The sequence below is a fragment of the Mycobacterium sp. E1214 genome (assembly GCF_001666755.1).
Lineage (GTDB): Bacteria > Actinomycetota > Actinomycetes > Mycobacteriales > Mycobacteriaceae > Mycobacterium.
On record NZ_LZJC01000166.1, the window covers coordinates 1 to 14,644 of the forward strand.

12 protein-coding genes are annotated in these 14,644 nt (G+C 71.7%); 6 read left to right on the forward strand and 6 right to left on the reverse strand.

The features are described from left to right. Positions 1-1,975 (forward strand): phosphoribosylformylglycinamidine synthase subunit PurL (gene purL, locus A5700_RS23785; RefSeq protein ID WP_231973839.1); only part of this gene is annotated, 1,975 nt, incomplete at its 5' end. Between the two features lie 34 nt (positions 1,976-2,009). Then, positions 2,010-2,624 (forward strand): CPBP family intramembrane glutamic endopeptidase, encoded by a 615-nt coding sequence (locus A5700_RS23790; RefSeq protein WP_156671418.1) that lies wholly within the window; start codon positions 2,010-2,012, stop codon positions 2,622-2,624. Here A5700_RS23790 and A5700_RS23795 read toward each other — a convergent pair. Further along, the gene (locus A5700_RS23795) at positions 2,614-3,825 is read right to left on the reverse strand and encodes an MCE family protein (protein WP_068071566.1); all 1,212 of its coding nucleotides are present in this window, start codon (positions 3,823-3,825) and stop codon (positions 2,614-2,616) included. The two genes, A5700_RS23790 and A5700_RS23795, sit on opposite strands and share 11 nt — an antisense overlap. A gap of 19 nt (positions 3,826-3,844) precedes the next feature. On the opposite strand from A5700_RS23795, the gene A5700_RS23800 reads away from it, so the two are divergent. The 3 genes from A5700_RS23800 (at position 3,845) to purM (ending at position 7,074) form a co-directional block, all read left to right on the forward strand. Then, positions 3,845-4,240, forward strand: a complete 396-nt coding sequence (locus tag A5700_RS23800; RefSeq protein WP_068071564.1) for a sterol carrier family protein — start codon at positions 3,845-3,847, stop codon at positions 4,238-4,240. Positions 4,241-4,372: 132 nt separating this feature from the next. Beyond that, on the forward strand, positions 4,373-5,899 hold the full coding sequence (purF, locus tag A5700_RS23805) for an amidophosphoribosyltransferase (RefSeq protein WP_068071562.1): 1,527 nt from the start codon (positions 4,373-4,375) through the stop codon (positions 5,897-5,899). Between the two features lie 80 nt (positions 5,900-5,979). After that, the gene (gene purM / locus A5700_RS23810) at positions 5,980-7,074 is read left to right on the forward strand and encodes a phosphoribosylformylglycinamidine cyclo-ligase (RefSeq protein ID WP_068071561.1); all 1,095 of its coding nucleotides are present in this window, start codon (positions 5,980-5,982) and stop codon (positions 7,072-7,074) included. Positions 7,075-7,126: 52 nt separating this feature from the next. On the opposite strand, the gene A5700_RS23815 is transcribed toward purM, so the two are convergent. Together A5700_RS23815 and A5700_RS23820 are read right to left on the reverse strand one after the other, a co-directional pair. Then, positions 7,127-7,312: a DUF3073 domain-containing protein gene (locus tag A5700_RS23815; RefSeq protein WP_068071559.1), complete on the reverse strand. Its 186-nt coding sequence runs from the start codon at positions 7,310-7,312 to the stop codon at positions 7,127-7,129. A gap of 146 nt (positions 7,313-7,458) precedes the next feature. Then, a complete protein-coding gene (locus A5700_RS23820; RefSeq protein ID WP_068071557.1) occupies positions 7,459-8,547 on the reverse strand; it encodes a folate-binding protein YgfZ in 1,089 nt (362 codons plus the stop codon). A 123-nt stretch (positions 8,548-8,670) separates the two neighbouring features. On the opposite strand from A5700_RS23820, the gene A5700_RS23825 reads away from it, so the two are divergent. Further along, the gene (locus A5700_RS23825) at positions 8,671-9,543 is read left to right on the forward strand and encodes an aminodeoxychorismate lyase (RefSeq protein ID WP_156671419.1); all 873 of its coding nucleotides are present in this window, start codon (positions 8,671-8,673) and stop codon (positions 9,541-9,543) included. Positions 9,544-9,787: 244 nt separating this feature from the next. Here A5700_RS23825 and A5700_RS23830 read toward each other — a convergent pair whose 3' ends face one another. The 3 genes from A5700_RS23830 to A5700_RS23840 all read right to left on the reverse strand — a co-directional run bounded on the left by A5700_RS23830 (position 9,788) and on the right by A5700_RS23840 (position 14,556). Next, positions 9,788-11,314, reverse strand: a complete 1,527-nt coding sequence (locus A5700_RS23830; RefSeq protein WP_068071553.1) for a sensor domain-containing protein — start codon at positions 11,312-11,314, stop codon at positions 9,788-9,790. A gap of 141 nt (positions 11,315-11,455) precedes the next feature. After that, positions 11,456-13,828, reverse strand: coding sequence for a RyR domain-containing protein (locus tag A5700_RS23835; protein WP_068071551.1), 2,373 nt, complete (start codon positions 13,826-13,828; stop codon positions 11,456-11,458). Between the two features lie 71 nt (positions 13,829-13,899). Further along, the gene (locus tag A5700_RS23840) at positions 13,900-14,556 is read right to left on the reverse strand and encodes an FABP family protein (protein WP_068071549.1); all 657 of its coding nucleotides are present in this window, start codon (positions 14,554-14,556) and stop codon (positions 13,900-13,902) included. Positions 14,557-14,644 lie beyond the last annotated feature (88 nt).

The window sequence follows — 14,644 nt, forward strand, 5'->3', positions numbered from 1 at the left end:
GCCCAACTCACCGAACGGCTGCGGCTCGTCGGGGGTGGTCGCCGCGCGGTCGACGGTGTCGATCGCCTGGGTGGGCGGCATCGTCCGCGACATCATGGCGATGGGGGCGCGGCCGATCGCGGTCATGGACCAGCTGCGGTTCGGGGCCGCCGACGCGCCGGACACCCGCCGCGTGGTGGACGGTGTGGTTCGCGGCATCGGCGGTTACGGCAATTCGTTGGGCTTGCCGAACATCGGCGGCGAGACCGTCTTCGACGCGTGCTATGCCGGCAACCCCTTGGTCAACGCGTTGTGCGTCGGAGTGTTGCGCCAAGAGGACCTGCACCTGGCGTTCGCGTCGGGCGCCGGCAACAAGATCATCCTGTTCGGCGCGCGCACCGGGCTGGACGGTATCGGCGGCGTGTCCGTGCTGGCGTCGGAGACCTTCGACAGCGAGAACTCCCGCAAGAAGCTGCCCTCGGTGCAGGTCGGCGACCCGTTCATGGAGAAGGTGCTCATCGAGTGCTGCCTCGAGCTGTACTCGGGCGGCCTGGTGATCGGCATCCAGGACCTGGGTGGCGCCGGATTGGCTTGTGCCACTTCTGAATTGGCCTCGGCCGGGGACGGTGGGATGGCGATCCGGCTGGACGCGGTGCCGCTGCGCACCACCGAGATGACGTCCGCCGAGGTGCTGTGCAGCGAATCCCAGGAGCGGATGTGCGCCGTCGTCGCGCCCGAGAATGTGGACGCCTTCCTGGCCGTGTGCCGCAAGTGGGATGTCCTGGCGACCGTGATCGGCGAGGTCACCGACGGTGACCGGTTGCGCATCACCTGGCACGGCGAGACCGTCGTCGACGTCCCACCGCGCACCGTGGCCCACGAGGGCCCGGTCTACGAGCGCCCGGTCGCCCGCCCCGACACGCAGGATGCCCTCAACGCCGACCGCTCCACCGGACTGCCCCGCCCGTCGACCGGTGCCGAACTGCGCGCGACTTTGCTTGCACTGCTTGGCAGTCCGCATCTGTGCAGCCGCGCCTTCATCACCGAGCAGTACGACCGGTACGTGCGGGGCAACACCGTGCTGGCCGAGCACGCCGACGGCGGCGTGCTGCGCGTCGACGAGAACACCGGACGCGGCATCGCCTTGTCGACCGACGCGTCGGGCCGGTACACCAAGCTCGACCCCTACACCGGCGCGCAGCTGGCGCTCGCCGAGGCGTACCGCAACGTCGCCGTCACCGGCGCCACCCCGGTCGCGGTGACCAACTGCCTCAACTTCGGGTCGCCCGAGGACCCGGGCGTCATGTGGCAGTTCTCCGAGGCGGTGCGCGGGTTGGCCGACGGCTGTGTGGCCCTTGGCATTCCGGTGACCGGAGGCAACGTCAGCTTCTACAACCAGACCGGGTCGGCCGCGATCCTGCCCACCCCGGTGATCGGCGTGTTGGGCGTCATCGACGACGTCGCCCGGCGCATCCCGACCGGGCTGGGCGGTGAGCCCGGTGAGTCCCTGCTGTTGCTGGGCGAGACCCGCGACGAGTTCGACGGCTCGGTGTGGGCGCAGGTGACCGCCGATCACCTCGGCGGGTTGCCCCCCGCGGTGGACCTGCAGCGCGAGAAGCTGCTGGCCGAGGTGCTGGTGGCGGCCTCCCGCGACGGGTTGGTGTCTGCCGCACACGACCTGTCCGAGGGCGGTTTGGCCCAAGCCGTGGTGGAGGCGGCACTGGCCGGTGAAACCGGTTGCCGCATCGTGCTTCCCGAGGACGCCGACCCGTTCGTCGCGCTGTTCTCCGAGTCGTCGGGCCGGGTGCTGGTGGCGGTGCCGCGCACCGAGGAGAGCCGGTTGCGCTCCATGTGTGCGGCGCGCGGGCTGCCCGCCGTCCGGATCGGCGTGGCGGATCCGGCCTCCGACTCGGTGGAGGTGCAGGGCCTGTTCACCGTGTCCCTCGCCGAGCTGCGCGACACCTCCGAGGCGGTGCTGCCCCGGCTGTTCGGGTGAGCCGCGCCATCCAATCCCGTTGAGCGTCAACGCGATTCGGCGGGCAAGCTCGTTGCTGCTGGCCGCGGCCCTCGTCTGCTGGAGCTTCGCGAGCCCAGGGCTGCCGCAGCGCTGGCGGCCAGGGCTGAAAGCCGCGGTCGGTGGCGCGCTGGCGCTGGCCACCCGGGCCCCGCTGGGGCTGCGCGGCCGGCGGCTGCGGGCGGGGTCGCGGCTGGGCGCGGGCGTGGGGCTGGCGGCGGCGGGCGCGATCGGTGTGACGGCCCTGCTGGCGCCGGTGCGGCGGTCCATGGCCGCCCGCGACGCCCCGGCATCGCCGGCGGGCTGGTTGCTGCTGCGGATCCCGCTGGGCACCGTGTGGGCGGAAGAGGCGGCCTACCGCGCGGCGCTGGCGCACACCGCCTCGGCCGGCTTCGGCGCCCGCGGCGGAAGGCTCGTGCAGGCGACGGCATTCGGGCTCTCGCACATCCCGGATGCCCGCGCGGCCGGCGAGCCGGTGCTGGGCACCTTGCTGGTCACCGGCGCCGCGGGGTGGCTGTTCGGCTGGCTGGCCGACCGCTCCGGCAGCCTCGCCGCGCCCCTGCTGGCGCACCTGGCGATCAACGAGGCGGGCGCGGTCGCCGCCCTGACCGCGCGCCGCCTTACGGGTTGATGGTGTAGTCGCCCAGCTGCCGGCCCCAGACGTGCTCGACCAGCAGCGGCGACCCGAGCTCGAAGTGGTTGTAGGGGGCCATGCTCGCGCCGGTGTCCATGACGAGGAACGGGGCGGGCCACAGCTGCCGGGTGATCGTCTGCCAGCACCCCGGCCGCCCCCCGGGCCCGCCGCGGGCGTTGGTGCGGGGCAGGTTCTCCGGCCAGATGTAGGGGTTCGGTGCGCCCGTGACGGCGCCCGAGGCGTGGGCGCCCAGTGCGTAGCCGTTGTCGCCGAGGGCGTTGTGGATGCGCGGGCCGACCTCGGCGAAGTTGCGGATGGTGCAGAAGATTTCGGGGCTGTAGGCGTCGAGCAGTTCGCTGCTCGCCAGCAGGTCGGTCGCGCCGCGCTGCAAGAAGGGGCCGCCCCGGGTGACGACGTCGGCGCCGGTGTTGCCGACGCCGGCGGCCGCCAGCAGCGCGGCGTCGAGCTCGCGCCGCTGACCATCGACGGTGCGGGCCGTGGTCACCGCGTGATTGAGCGCGTCCACGAGGTCCGGCGCGGCCCGCGCGTATGTGTCGCCCAGGGCGGCCCAGCGGGCCAGGTCGCCGCGCAGCACCGGCAGCCGCGGGTTCACGTCGTCGAGGATGGCGTCGGCGTCGACCAGGGCCGCCCCGAGCCGTTGGCCCAGCCCGGTCAACGCCAGCGCGGCCGCGCTGAGCGTCAGGTTCACCTTGACCGGATCGACCTTGTCCGCGATGGCGACCAGCGTCTCGAACAAGCTGTTGAACTCCGTCGTCACCGACGTCGCGTCGATCACCGTGGCCGGTGTGATCGCCTGTGCCGCAGGGTTTTCCGGTGACGTGAGCGCCACGTACTTGTTGCCGAACACCGTCGTCGCCTTGACCGTGGCCGCCACGTTGGCGGGGATCTGGCGCACGTATTTCGGTGTGACATCGAGGATCATGACGGCGACGGGCACGCCGTCGCGGGTGGTCTCCGAAATCGTCGACACCCGCCCGACCTGCACGCCGTTGTAGGTGACCTTCGAGCCGGTGCCCATGACCAGGCCCGCCCGGGGGGCGATCATGGTCAGCTGCGTCACCGGCGTCAGGTCGCCGCGGAACTGCAGGTACAGCGCCGCCACGGCGAGGCCGAGGACCACGACCGTCGCCAGGCCGACGAGCTTGTACGGTGGCCCGCGCCGCAAACGACGCTTCATGGTTTTGAGACCCTAGGGTATGGCTGCCCGCGACAAGGCCGACCCGGCCAAGACCCGGCAGGCCGTGTTGGCCGTGGCGGACTGGCTGCGCGACGAGGCGCGGCCCGCGCCCGACCGCGCGGCGCTGGCGGCCGCGGTCCGGCTGACCGCCCGCACGCTGGCCGCGGTGGCGCCCGGCCGCAGCGTGGAGGTGCGCATCCCGCCGTTCGCGGCCGTGCAGTGCGTCACCGGCCCGGCCCACACCCGCGGCACGCCCCCCAACGTCGTGGAGACCGACCCCCGGACCTGGCTGCTGCTGGCCGCCGGCATGACGTCGTTCGCCGCGGCCAGAAGCTCCGCCGCGATTCGGCTGTCGGGGTCCCGCGCGGGTGAGATCGAACACTGGTTGCCCCTGGTCGACGTCGACGGAATGTAACTCTGAACTGCAGGTTTAGAGTGCGGCTCAAGGATTTTCGTCGCCCAACACGCCCGGGGGATTGGGCGGCGCGGCCGTCGTGCCCGTAGACTTCCCTACGTCACCAATCGTTCCCCGGGGAGCTGCCTAATCGTGACCGTCCAGGAACCCGAAGAGGATTTCAGCGCGCCTCGGGAAGAGTGTGGCGTATTCGGGGTCTGGGCCCCGGGCGAGGACGTCGCCAAACTCAGCTACTACGGCCTGTATGCGCTGCAGCATCGCGGGCAAGAGGCCGCCGGCATCGCCGTCGCCGACGGCTCCCAGGTCCTGGTCTTCAAAGACCTGGGGCTGGTAAGCCAGGTGTTCGACGAGCAGACGCTGGCCGCCATGCAGGGCCACGTCGCCATCGGCCACTGCCGGTACTCCACCACCGGCGACACCACCTGGGAGAACGCGCAGCCGGTGTTCCGCAACACCGCCGCCGGCACCGGGGTGGCGCTGGGCCACAACGGCAACCTGGTCAACACCGCCGAGCTGGCCGCTCGCGCACGCGACGAGGGGCTGATCGCCAAGCGCGCCCCGGCCCCGGCCACCACGGACTCCGACATCCTGGGCGCGCTGCTGGCCCACGGCGCGGCCGATTCGAGCCTGGAACAGTCGGCGCTGCAACTGCTGCCGACGGTGCGCGGCGCGTTCTGCCTGACGTTCATGGACGAGAACACCCTGTATGCCGCCCGCGACCCGCACGGCGTGCGCCCGCTGTCGCTGGGCCGGCTGGACCGCGGCTGGGTGGTGGCCTCCGAAACGGCCGCGCTCGACATCGTCGGCGCCTCGTTCGTCCGCGACATCGAACCCGGGGAGCTGTTGGCCATCGACGCCGACGGCGTGCGCTCCACGCGGTTCGCCAACCCGACGCCCAAGGGTTGCGTCTTCGAATACGTCTATCTGGCGCGCCCGGACAGCACCATCGCCGGCCGTTCCGTGCACGCGACGCGCGTGGAGATCGGCCGCCGGTTGGCCCGCGAGTCTCCCGTGGAGGCCGACCTGGTGATCGGGGTGCCGGAGTCCGGCACCCCGGCCGCCGTCGGCTACGCCCAGGAATCGGGCATCCCCTACGGCCAGGGCCTGATGAAGAACGCCTACGTCGGGCGCACCTTCATCCAGCCGTCGCAGACCATCCGGCAGCTCGGCATCCGGCTCAAGCTCAACCCGCTGCGCGAGGTGATCCGCGGCAAGCGGCTCATCGTCGTCGACGACTCGATCGTGCGGGGCAACACCCAGCGCGCGCTGCTGCGAATGCTGCGCGAGGCCGGCGCGCTCGAGGTGCACGTGCGCATCGCGTCGCCGCCGGTGAAGTGGCCGTGTTTCTACGGCATCGACTTCCCGTCGCCGGCCGAGCTGATCGCCAACGCGGTCGAGAACAAGCGGGAGATGCTGGAGGCGGTGCGGCACGCCATCGGCGCGGACTCGCTGGGTTACATCTCGCTGCGCGGCCTGGTCGCGGCCTCCGAGCAGCCGGCATCACGGTTGTGCACCGCCTGCTTCGACGGGCAGTACCCGATCGAGCTGCCCGAGGAGAGCGCCCTGGGCAAGAACGTCATCGAGCACATGCTCGCCAACGCCGCCCGCGGCGCCGGGCTCGAGGATCTCGCGCCCGACGAAGTGCCCGTCGTGCACTGACGGCCCCACCTCGCCCCTCGACCGACGGAACGCGGACGTTTGATACCGGCCGGCAAGGCCGCCCGGTAGCCTTTATCGCGATGACGGATCCCGGAAAGACCCCCGGACACCACCCGGACGGCCAGGGCATCACCTACGCGTCGGCCGGGGTGGACATTGACGCCGGCGATCGCGCGGTCGAACTGTTCAAGCCCCTGGCGAGCAAAGCCACCCGCCCCGAGGTGCGCGGCGGGCTCGGCGGGTTCGCCGGGCTCTTCGCCCTGCGCGGCGACTACCGCGAGCCGCTGCTGGCGGCGTCCACCGACGGTGTCGGCACCAAGCTCGCGGTCGCCCAGGCGATGGACAAGCACGACACCGTCGGCCTCGACCTGGTCGCGATGGTGGTCGACGACCTCGTGGTGTGCGGCGCCGAGCCGTTGTTCCTGCAGGACTACATCGCCGTCGGCCGGGCCGTGCCCGAACGGCTCGCCGCGATCGTGAGCGGGGTCGCCGAGGGCTGCGTGCGGGCCGGCTGCGCCCTGCTGGGCGGCGAGACGGCCGAACACCCCGGCCTGATGGAACCCGACCACTACGACATCTCGGCGACGGGTGTCGGGGTGGTCGAGGCCGACGACGTGCTGGGCCCCGACCGCGTCAAACCGGGGGACGTCATCATCGCGATGGGTTCGTCCGGCCTGCACTCCAACGGATACTCGTTGGCCCGCACGGTGCTTCTGGAGATCGACCGGATGAACCTGGAGGGCTACGTCGAGGAGTTCGGCCGCACGCTCGGTGAGGAACTCCTCGAGCCGACCCGCATCTACGCCAAGGACTGCCTGGCGCTGGCCGCCGAGACGCACGTCCGCACGTTCTGCCACGTGACCGGGGGTGGGCTCGCCGCTAACCTGCACCGCGTGATCCCGCATGGGCTGGTCGCCGAAATGGACCGTGGCACTTGGACGCCCGCGCCCGTGTTCGCGATGATCGCCCAGCGCGGCCGGGTCGCCCGGGAAGAGATGGAGAAGACGTTCAACATGGGAGTCGGCATGCTCGCCGTCGTGGCCCCCGAGGACACCGACCGCGCGCTGGCCATCCTGACGGCGCGCCACCTGGACTGCTGGGTGCTGGGCACCGTCGGCAAGGGCGGGAAGCAAGGCCCACGGGCGAAATTGGTGGGGCAACACCCGAGGTTCTAGGAGGACTACCGCGCTGCCGGGGGCGAGGGGTTAACGCCGGCCCGCGCGGGTCTCAACGACGCCAGGTGTCCTGCTCATCCCAGGGTTCGTCCAAGCCGTCCGAGTCCAGTTCGGTCGAGTCGTCCGAATCCGTCCCGGACAGCTCGCGCTGAAGCCGCTGGAAGTCGGTCTGCGGAGAACTGTATTTGAGTTCTCGAGCAACCTTGGTCTGCTTTGCCTTAGCCCGGCCGCGGCCCATGGGGGAACCCCCTCGCGCAATAACGGAGCGGCCTAACATGTAGGCGGCTCCGATCTCCTGTGTCGTTATTGTCCTGGTAGCAGTTTACCGTGCCGCGGGGGCAGGCGTCGGTGCCCCCTCCCCGCTGTGGCGGACGTCATCGACGATTATCTCGCACCGCCGCGCAACCGTTCAACGGCGAGTCGTCCCGCGCCGATCTGTTCGGCCGGCGGCAGGGAATCGGCGTCCATCACCGCAGCCACCGTGGCGTCCGGACCGGTCGCCAGCGGGGTGTCGCCCGGCAGCCCTCGCTTGACGAGCGCCAGCGCGATCGGCCCGTCGTCGACGTGGTCGACCACGGTGCCGAGGCGGCCCACGGCGCGGCCGCCGGCCAGCACCGCGTCGCCCGTCGACGGCCGCTCGACCGAGCCGTCGAGGTGCAACAGCACCAGCATGCGGGGCGGCTTGCCGAGGTTGTGCACCCGCGCGACGGTCTCCTGCCCGCGGTAGCAGCCCTTGTCCAGGTGCACCGCACCCACCCCGGGGCCACCGATCCAGCCCACCTCGTGGGGGATCGTGCGCTCGTCGGTGTCCACGCCGAGGCGCGGCCGCCGCGCCGCCACCCGGTGCGCCTCGTAGGCCCACACCCCGGCCGGGCGCACCCCGACGCCCGCCAACCGGTCCCGCCACCCGGCCGCGTCGGCGCGGGGCACCAGCAGGTCCAGCGCCGGGCTCCCGGCGCCGGGCGTGCGCCGCACGAAACCGCCGCCGGTGGCCACGGCCGACCGCGCGTCGGGCAGCGCGTCGAGGCCCAGGGCGGCGAGCACCGCCGGGTCGCTCAACCCCGGCCCGAGCAGCGACAGCACCGCGATGTCGGCGGCGGCCGGGACGACCTGCGACCAGAACACCATCTTGCTCAGGTAGCCCAGCAGCGCCTCGCCGCGCCACGGCTCGGTGTCGAGGTAGGTGATGCCGCCCAGTTCGGTTTGGATCCAGTGGTCCTCAACCCGGCCCTGGCCGTCGAGGCTGAGGTTGTCGGTGCTGGCGCCGTCGGGGAGCGCGGCGACGTGCTGCGTGGAGATGCTGTGCAGCCAGTTCTGGCGGTCGGCGCCGGTCAGCGTCAGGACCGCGCGGTGCGATCGGTCCACCAGCACCGCGGCGGTCTCGGCCGCGCGCTGCTCGCCCAGCGGATCGCCGTAGTGCCAAACGGCGCCCGCGTCGGGTCCGGAATCGGGGGCGGGGACTGCGTGGCTCACAGCTCAACTCTACGGATGCCGGGGCCCGCGCCGGGCGTGTGGAAAGCCGCGCGCCGGATGCCGAGTGCGCGGCCCGCCGCACGCTCGCCACTAGGCTCTCTTCCCATGCCCGCGGACACGAGCGTGATCGTCACCCTGGACGGCGAGGTGCACCCGCCGAGCGCCCCGCTGCTGCACGCCGACGACCTCGCGGCCGTGCGCGGTGACGGCATCTTCGAGAGCCTGTTGGTGCGCGACGGCAGGCCGTGCCTGGTCGAGTCGCACCTGCAGCGGCTGACCCAGTCGGCGCGGCTGACGGACCTGCCCGAGCCCGACCTCGCCCGCTGGCGACACGCGATCGACGTCGCCGCGGGCCGCTGGGCCGAGGCCGGCGCGGGGGAGGCCGCGATGCGGCTGATCCTCAGCCGCGGCCGCGAGAACGGCTCGACGCCGACGGCGTACGTGACCGTCAGCGCCGTGGCCGAACGGGTTTCGGCGGTGCGGCGCGACGGCCTGGCCGCGGTCACCCTGGACCGGGGGCTTCCCTCGTCCGGCACCGACACCATGCCGTGGTTACTCGCGGGTGCCAAGACGCTGTCGTACGCGGTCAACATGGCCGCCCTGCGGCACGCCGCCCGCCAGGGCGCCGCCGACGCCGTCTTCGTCAGCTCGGACGGTTTCGTGCTGGAGGGGCCGCGCTCGACGGTGGTGATCGCCACGGCCGCGGAGTCGGGCGCGGGCGGCATCCCGCGGCTGCTGACCCCGCCGCCGTGGCATCCGATTTTGCGGGGCACCACGCAGCAGGCCCTGTTCGAGGTGGCGCGCGGCAAGGGGTACGACTGCGACTACCGGCCGCTGCGGGTGGCGGATCTGTATGCGGCGCAAGCCATTTGGCTGGTGTCGAGCATCACGCTGGCGGCGCGGGTGCACACGCTCGACGGACGCCCGGTGGCCGGCGCCGAATTGGCCGCCGACTTCGCCGAACTGGTGGACGCGGCGATCGTCAGCGATCGCTGAGCGCTGAATTGTGTTGTCGGCTCCCCGTTTCGCGGGTACGGTCGGCCGTACACAAGAAGGGAGGTGGTCCGCGAAATTGATAGCTTCATGGACATGTGAGGTGGCTGCGCGCTAGCAGCACCGGCTCGGCGGAGCTAGCCACCGACGTGCGCTAGCGAATTCCCCGCAGTCACCCGGCCCCCGAGCTTCCCGGTCAAGTCCAACCGGGAGCATGGCTCGGGGGCCGTTCCATGTCACGACCCGGCTACTGGCTTACCCGCGCGGCGATCTGCCCGGCCAGCTTGCCCGCCTGACCCGTCGCCGCGTCCGGCCCGCACACCAGCAGGTCGACGACGACGTTGGCCGCCGCGTGCAGGGCGTGGTGGCAGACCCGGGCGCCGTCGGACTCGGTGCGCTCCTGGTAGATCTTCGGCGGCGCGCCGGTCACCTCACCGAACGTCCACCCCGAGCTCTTGCCGTTGAAGGTCACGGTCACCTGCTGCCCCGCGCACGCCCGCCACTTGTCGGCCGACGCCTGCACGAACGCGACCGCCCGCTCCGGGGAGGCGAACTCCGCGACGGCCTCGTAGACGCGGTGCGGCGCGTTCTCGCCGGCGGTGTGCACGGCCTGCCCGCTGACGGCCTTGAAGCCGTCGGCGCCCTTGTACGACGACTCCTCGATCGGTTCGTAGGGTCCCTTGCAGTCCGGGTTGGACACCGTCGCCTTGAGGTTGCGCAGCTGTGCGGACTTGTCCGAGACCACCAGGTTGGGATCGCCGACGACGTTGCCGACGTCGGCGGGCCCCAGCAGGTACGAATCCAGTTTGGTGTCACCACCGTTCGACGTCGCCGGACCCGAACCCGCGCCCGAACCGCCGGCCGCGCTCTGCCCCGAGTTGGCGCTGGAACTCGGGGCCGGCTTGGTCTTGCCGCCCTGGGTGGCGAACACGATGGCGAGCGCGACCGCGACGATCACCGCGACGGCGGCGCCGCCGAGAATGACCAGCCGCTTGCTGCCCCCGCCCGCGGCCGGCGCGGTGGAGGACGCCGCCGGCGTGGTGGCGACCGGCGTGGCGGCGACGGTGGTCGCGGCCTGTTCCCGGGGCGTCGGGGAGGGGCCGGCCGGCGAGCCGTCCCGGGCCTCGATCTCGGCCAGCACGTTGTCGATCTCGCTGCGGGTGCGGTAGGTGACGTCGTGGCGCAGCCGCAGCATGCGCAGCAACTGCGCGATGTCACCGCGCGCGCTGGGGTCGTCGCCGTCCTCGTCGAGCCCGGATCGCAGCTCCACCAGCAGCTGCAGCTGCTGCTGCGGGCTGAGCTCCTTCTCGGCCATCTGGTTGCCCAGCCGGGTGATGTAGCCGAACGGCACCGGCGGCTCCTCGGGCAACGGGTCCGGCAGCGGCACCGGCTTGCTCTGCAGGGCGTGCACGGCGGTGACCAGTTGGATGCCGGCGTCGACGGTGGGCTCCCGGTAGTCGATGATCTGCAGCGTGGCAAGGGGATTCACCCGCATGCTGTCGACGTCGCCGATGCGCACGGGAAGGATGGGGCGGTTCAGCGCCCGGGCGTAACGCAGCTCGGCCTGGCTGGGCTTGGACTGCAACCAGTTGTTGGACAACGCGACGATGAACACCTCGCAGTTGCGGATCTGCTCCAAGATCTTGTTCCACCAGGAGTCGCCCCCACCGAGCTCCTGGTCGAACCACACCTGCTGTTGCCCGCGCCGCAGTGCGGTCGTCAGGGCGTCGACCGTCGACCTGTCTTGGCTCGAGTAGCTGATGAACAACGCCATCGCGATCTCCTAGGGAGGCAGGAAAGAAAACCGGGGCGCAAGCCCTTAGCTGGCCGGCGCGTGCGCGGATACCGTATCAGTGTTGGACACGTGCGGAAGGGGTAACTTCACCGCTGATTCGGTTGCCCGTCCGCGTCGAACTCAGGCGCCGCCGCCGAGGGCCGGCGCCTGGCCGGCCGGGTGAATTTCGGCGTAGCGGCGCGCGAATTCCGGGCCGGGCACCGGCCACTGCTCGCCCTGCTCGCCGCGCACGATCCAGTCGCCCTCGGACGCGGTGGTCGGCCCCTCCAACGTGTTGACGGTTTCACCGGGCTGCGCCGGGCGGGCCTGCACCCGCCCCTTGCGCTGCCAGCGGCCCTGGCCGGCCGGCTCGTAGGTGTCGCGGAAGATGTCGTCGCGCACAGACCAGACCTTGCCGTCCTCGCTGACCGCCCAGTCGCCGGCGTCGCCGCGCATGGTGTGGCCCGAATCGGACGTCCACGACCAGGGGGAGCTGCGCTGCTCGGCGCTGACCGTGCCGACCCGGCTGAACGACTGCCACAGCGGGCGCGAGCGAAAGCCCAACTGCCGCAAGCTCCACAGCGTGCCCGCCAGGCTGCGCACCGCCGCGTTGAGCAACTCCGGGTCGCCTTCGACCTCCGACCAGTCGACCAGCTTGTTGTGGATCTTGCGCGCGTCGTCGCGCGGCGACCCGTACTTCCAGCCGTTGCGGCGGTAGTAGCGGCACCAGTCCTCGTGTTCGGCGCGGGCCATGCTGAGCGCGGCGTGCTCGTCGAAACCCATCAGCGCGAGTTGCTCCAGCGGCGCCAGGTCCGCCATCTCGTGGCCGGACAGCTGCGCGGGCGGGCTGCCCCAGGTGTTCCACGTGTGCCCCGCGATCTGCTCCACCATCCACAGCGCGTTGCGCACCTGGCGCCGGTTGGACCCCCGGTAGAACTCGTCGAGCTTCGCCCACGGCAGCGTGGCCGGGGACCGCGCGCCGTGCGGGTCGATCGTCGAGACGTACCGTTCGTGGATCAGCCGGGCCGCCCGCTCCCACGCGTCCTGAACCTGGCCCTCCCGGGTGTCGAGCACCAGGGAGAAGGACTGCAGGCGCCCGACGACCTGGATCGAGTCGTCGCTGATGCTGGTGTTGAGATCCGCGACGTAGCTGGGCATGTCGGGGAAGCGGGCGGCCAGCCGGGCCGCCGTCGTCGCGAGGTGCGCGTCGACGAAGATCACCGCGCTGGTCGCCGGGTCGGCGTCGCCGATCAGCGTCAGCAGGGCCGGCACCGTCGGCGCCTGCGCCACCGCGTCGATCGTCGGCCCCTCGGAGACGAAACCGGCCTGCCGGCGGTAGAACTCGTGATCCCGCAGGTAGTCCTCGGCATCGCGTTCGACCAGCGTCAACGCCGGCAGCGGCACGGCCCCGGGCGGGGTGTAGAAGTCGCGTTCCAGCGCCCGCTGGGTCAGGTCGGCGCACAACGCCAACGTCAATTGCGAAGTGCCGCAGACAAATACGCGCCTCGTGCGGGCCGTCGCGACGATACCGTCGAGCAGCCGGCCGGCGGTGACCTCGTACTTGCCGACCACGTCGGCCGCCCAGCGGGTGTCGGACCCCCCGAACTGCTGGGCGCGCCACGCCTGCGCCAGCCACGGGTCGTCCATGCGCACGATGAGCGGCAGCCGCCGTCGGTGCGCCACCTCGGCCAGCCGCCGGCTGATCAGGTCCAACCACAGCAGGTTGATCGCCGGGTCGGGCGCCATCAGATACAGCCGGGACAGGCGCCGCCACAGCCGCAGCGACACCAGCGTCGACGGGTTGTTGAAGTCCACCAGCACCACACGGGCGCCCTGCCTGCGGGCGCGCTGCACCCGGTCGTCGCTGGCGCCGGTGATGACCACCAGCGTGCTGCGCCGGTCCAGCGTCCGCGCGACCGCGCTGATCATCGACTGGGTGTCGGCGTCGACGCCGACGATCGCGGTGACGGAGTCCGCGAAGTTGGCCCGCAGCCGGTCCACCTGGGACCGGAACACGCCGACGACGACGCCGCCCAGGCCGGTGAAGATGGCCGCCAGCGCCGCGATCCGCGCCAGTTCCAGGCCGACCGGGGTGGGGTTCGGGCAGGTGCGACCGCCCACCGAGAAGTCACTGGTGCTGCCCTTGACCAGGCTGGCCGTCGCCATCAGCGGGGTGAAGAACGCCGGGTGGTTGGCGTCGTGACAACCCCAGTACGACGTCAGCCCCAGCACCGCCCCCATGCTGACGAGCACAGCGATCACGGTGAACGAAACCCCGACGACGCGGTGGCTGGTGTCCGAGCGGAAGGTCAGCACGCACGCCGCGATGAGCACGGCGACCACGATGGCCAGCGTCGGCATCGACCCGGGGCGGCCGAACCAGGCGAGCGACGGCGGCAGCCTGTCGATCACCGACGGCCACAGGTCCAGGACGGCGAGATAGAGGATCAGCAGCAGCCCGGCCGCGGTGACGACCCAGCGCAGCGCGGGAGCGGGGGCCCTCCTGGGACGCATGCGCCGATCTCCCTTCGCGGCTGTTCGGACGTCGAACAGTACACGCCAAAGGGTAAGGGGCGAGTGAGTTGCTAGCCCGCGAACCGCGACAGCCGCGCCGACAGGTGCGGGACCAGCCCGCCGTCGGCGTCCACCCGTTCCTCGACGTAGGCGAGGTCGCCGCCCTCGACGATGCCGTAGAGCCGTTTCGCGCCCCCGACCAGCACGCCCGAGCGGCTGCGGGCCAGGGCGTCGGTGACCAGCTCCCACGACGACTGGTTGCGCGGCCGCCCGTAGAACAGCTCGACGTAACCGGCCGAGTGCGCCAGCAGCACCTCGATCGCCTGCGATTCGCTGGGATCGTCGGGGTCGCTGACGAAGCGCCAAAAGCCCGTCTCGCGCAGGCCGCGCTCCTGGTAACCGCCCGCCTCGTCGAGCCGCCAGGACCGCGACTCCCAGATCAGGTAGTCACCCCCGTCGTGGGACACCACGATCTGTTGGCCGAAGCGGTAGTCGCCGTCGTGCCCGCGGCCCTCGCCCTCGCCGCGCCAGACGCCGACCAGCGGAAGCAGCGCCAGCAGCGCGTCGCTGAGGTCGGCGCCCTCGCGCAGGTTGGCCGTGTCCGGGGGGAAGGGCGAGTCGTCGAAGGCCGGGATGTTGCGGCCGGCGGTCAGCTTCGCGCGTTCCGCGGCGGCCGCCACCGCGCGATCCCCGGAGCCGGCAGCGCTCGCCGGTTCGTGGGAGGTCACGATTCGTCGGTAATGAGCCGGTAGAGCGTGTAGAGGGCGAACCAGGAGATCACCACGACCGCCACCACCAGCATGATCTCGTAGAAAA

Bases quoted from the DNA above. Each gene is read 5' to 3' on its own strand.
- A5700_RS23795 (WP_068071566.1), bottom strand. From the start codon at position 3,825: ATGAAGCGTCGTTTGCGGCGCGGGCCACCGTACAAGCTCGTCGGCCTG.
- A5700_RS23800 (WP_068071564.1), top strand. From the start codon at position 3,845: ATGGCTGCCCGCGACAAGGCCGACCCGGCCAAGACCCGGCAGGCCGTG.
- purM (WP_068071561.1), top strand. From the start codon at position 5,980: ATGACGGATCCCGGAAAGACCCCCGGACACCACCCGGACGGCCAGGGC.
- A5700_RS23815 (WP_068071559.1), bottom strand. From the start codon at position 7,312: ATGGGCCGCGGCCGGGCTAAGGCAAAGCAGACCAAGGTTGCTCGAGAA.
- A5700_RS23830 (WP_068071553.1), bottom strand. From the start codon at position 11,314: ATGGCGTTGTTCATCAGCTACTCGAGCCAAGACAGGTCGACGGTCGAC.
- A5700_RS23835 (WP_068071551.1), bottom strand. From the start codon at position 13,828: ATGCGTCCCAGGAGGGCCCCCGCTCCCGCGCTGCGCTGGGTCGTCACC.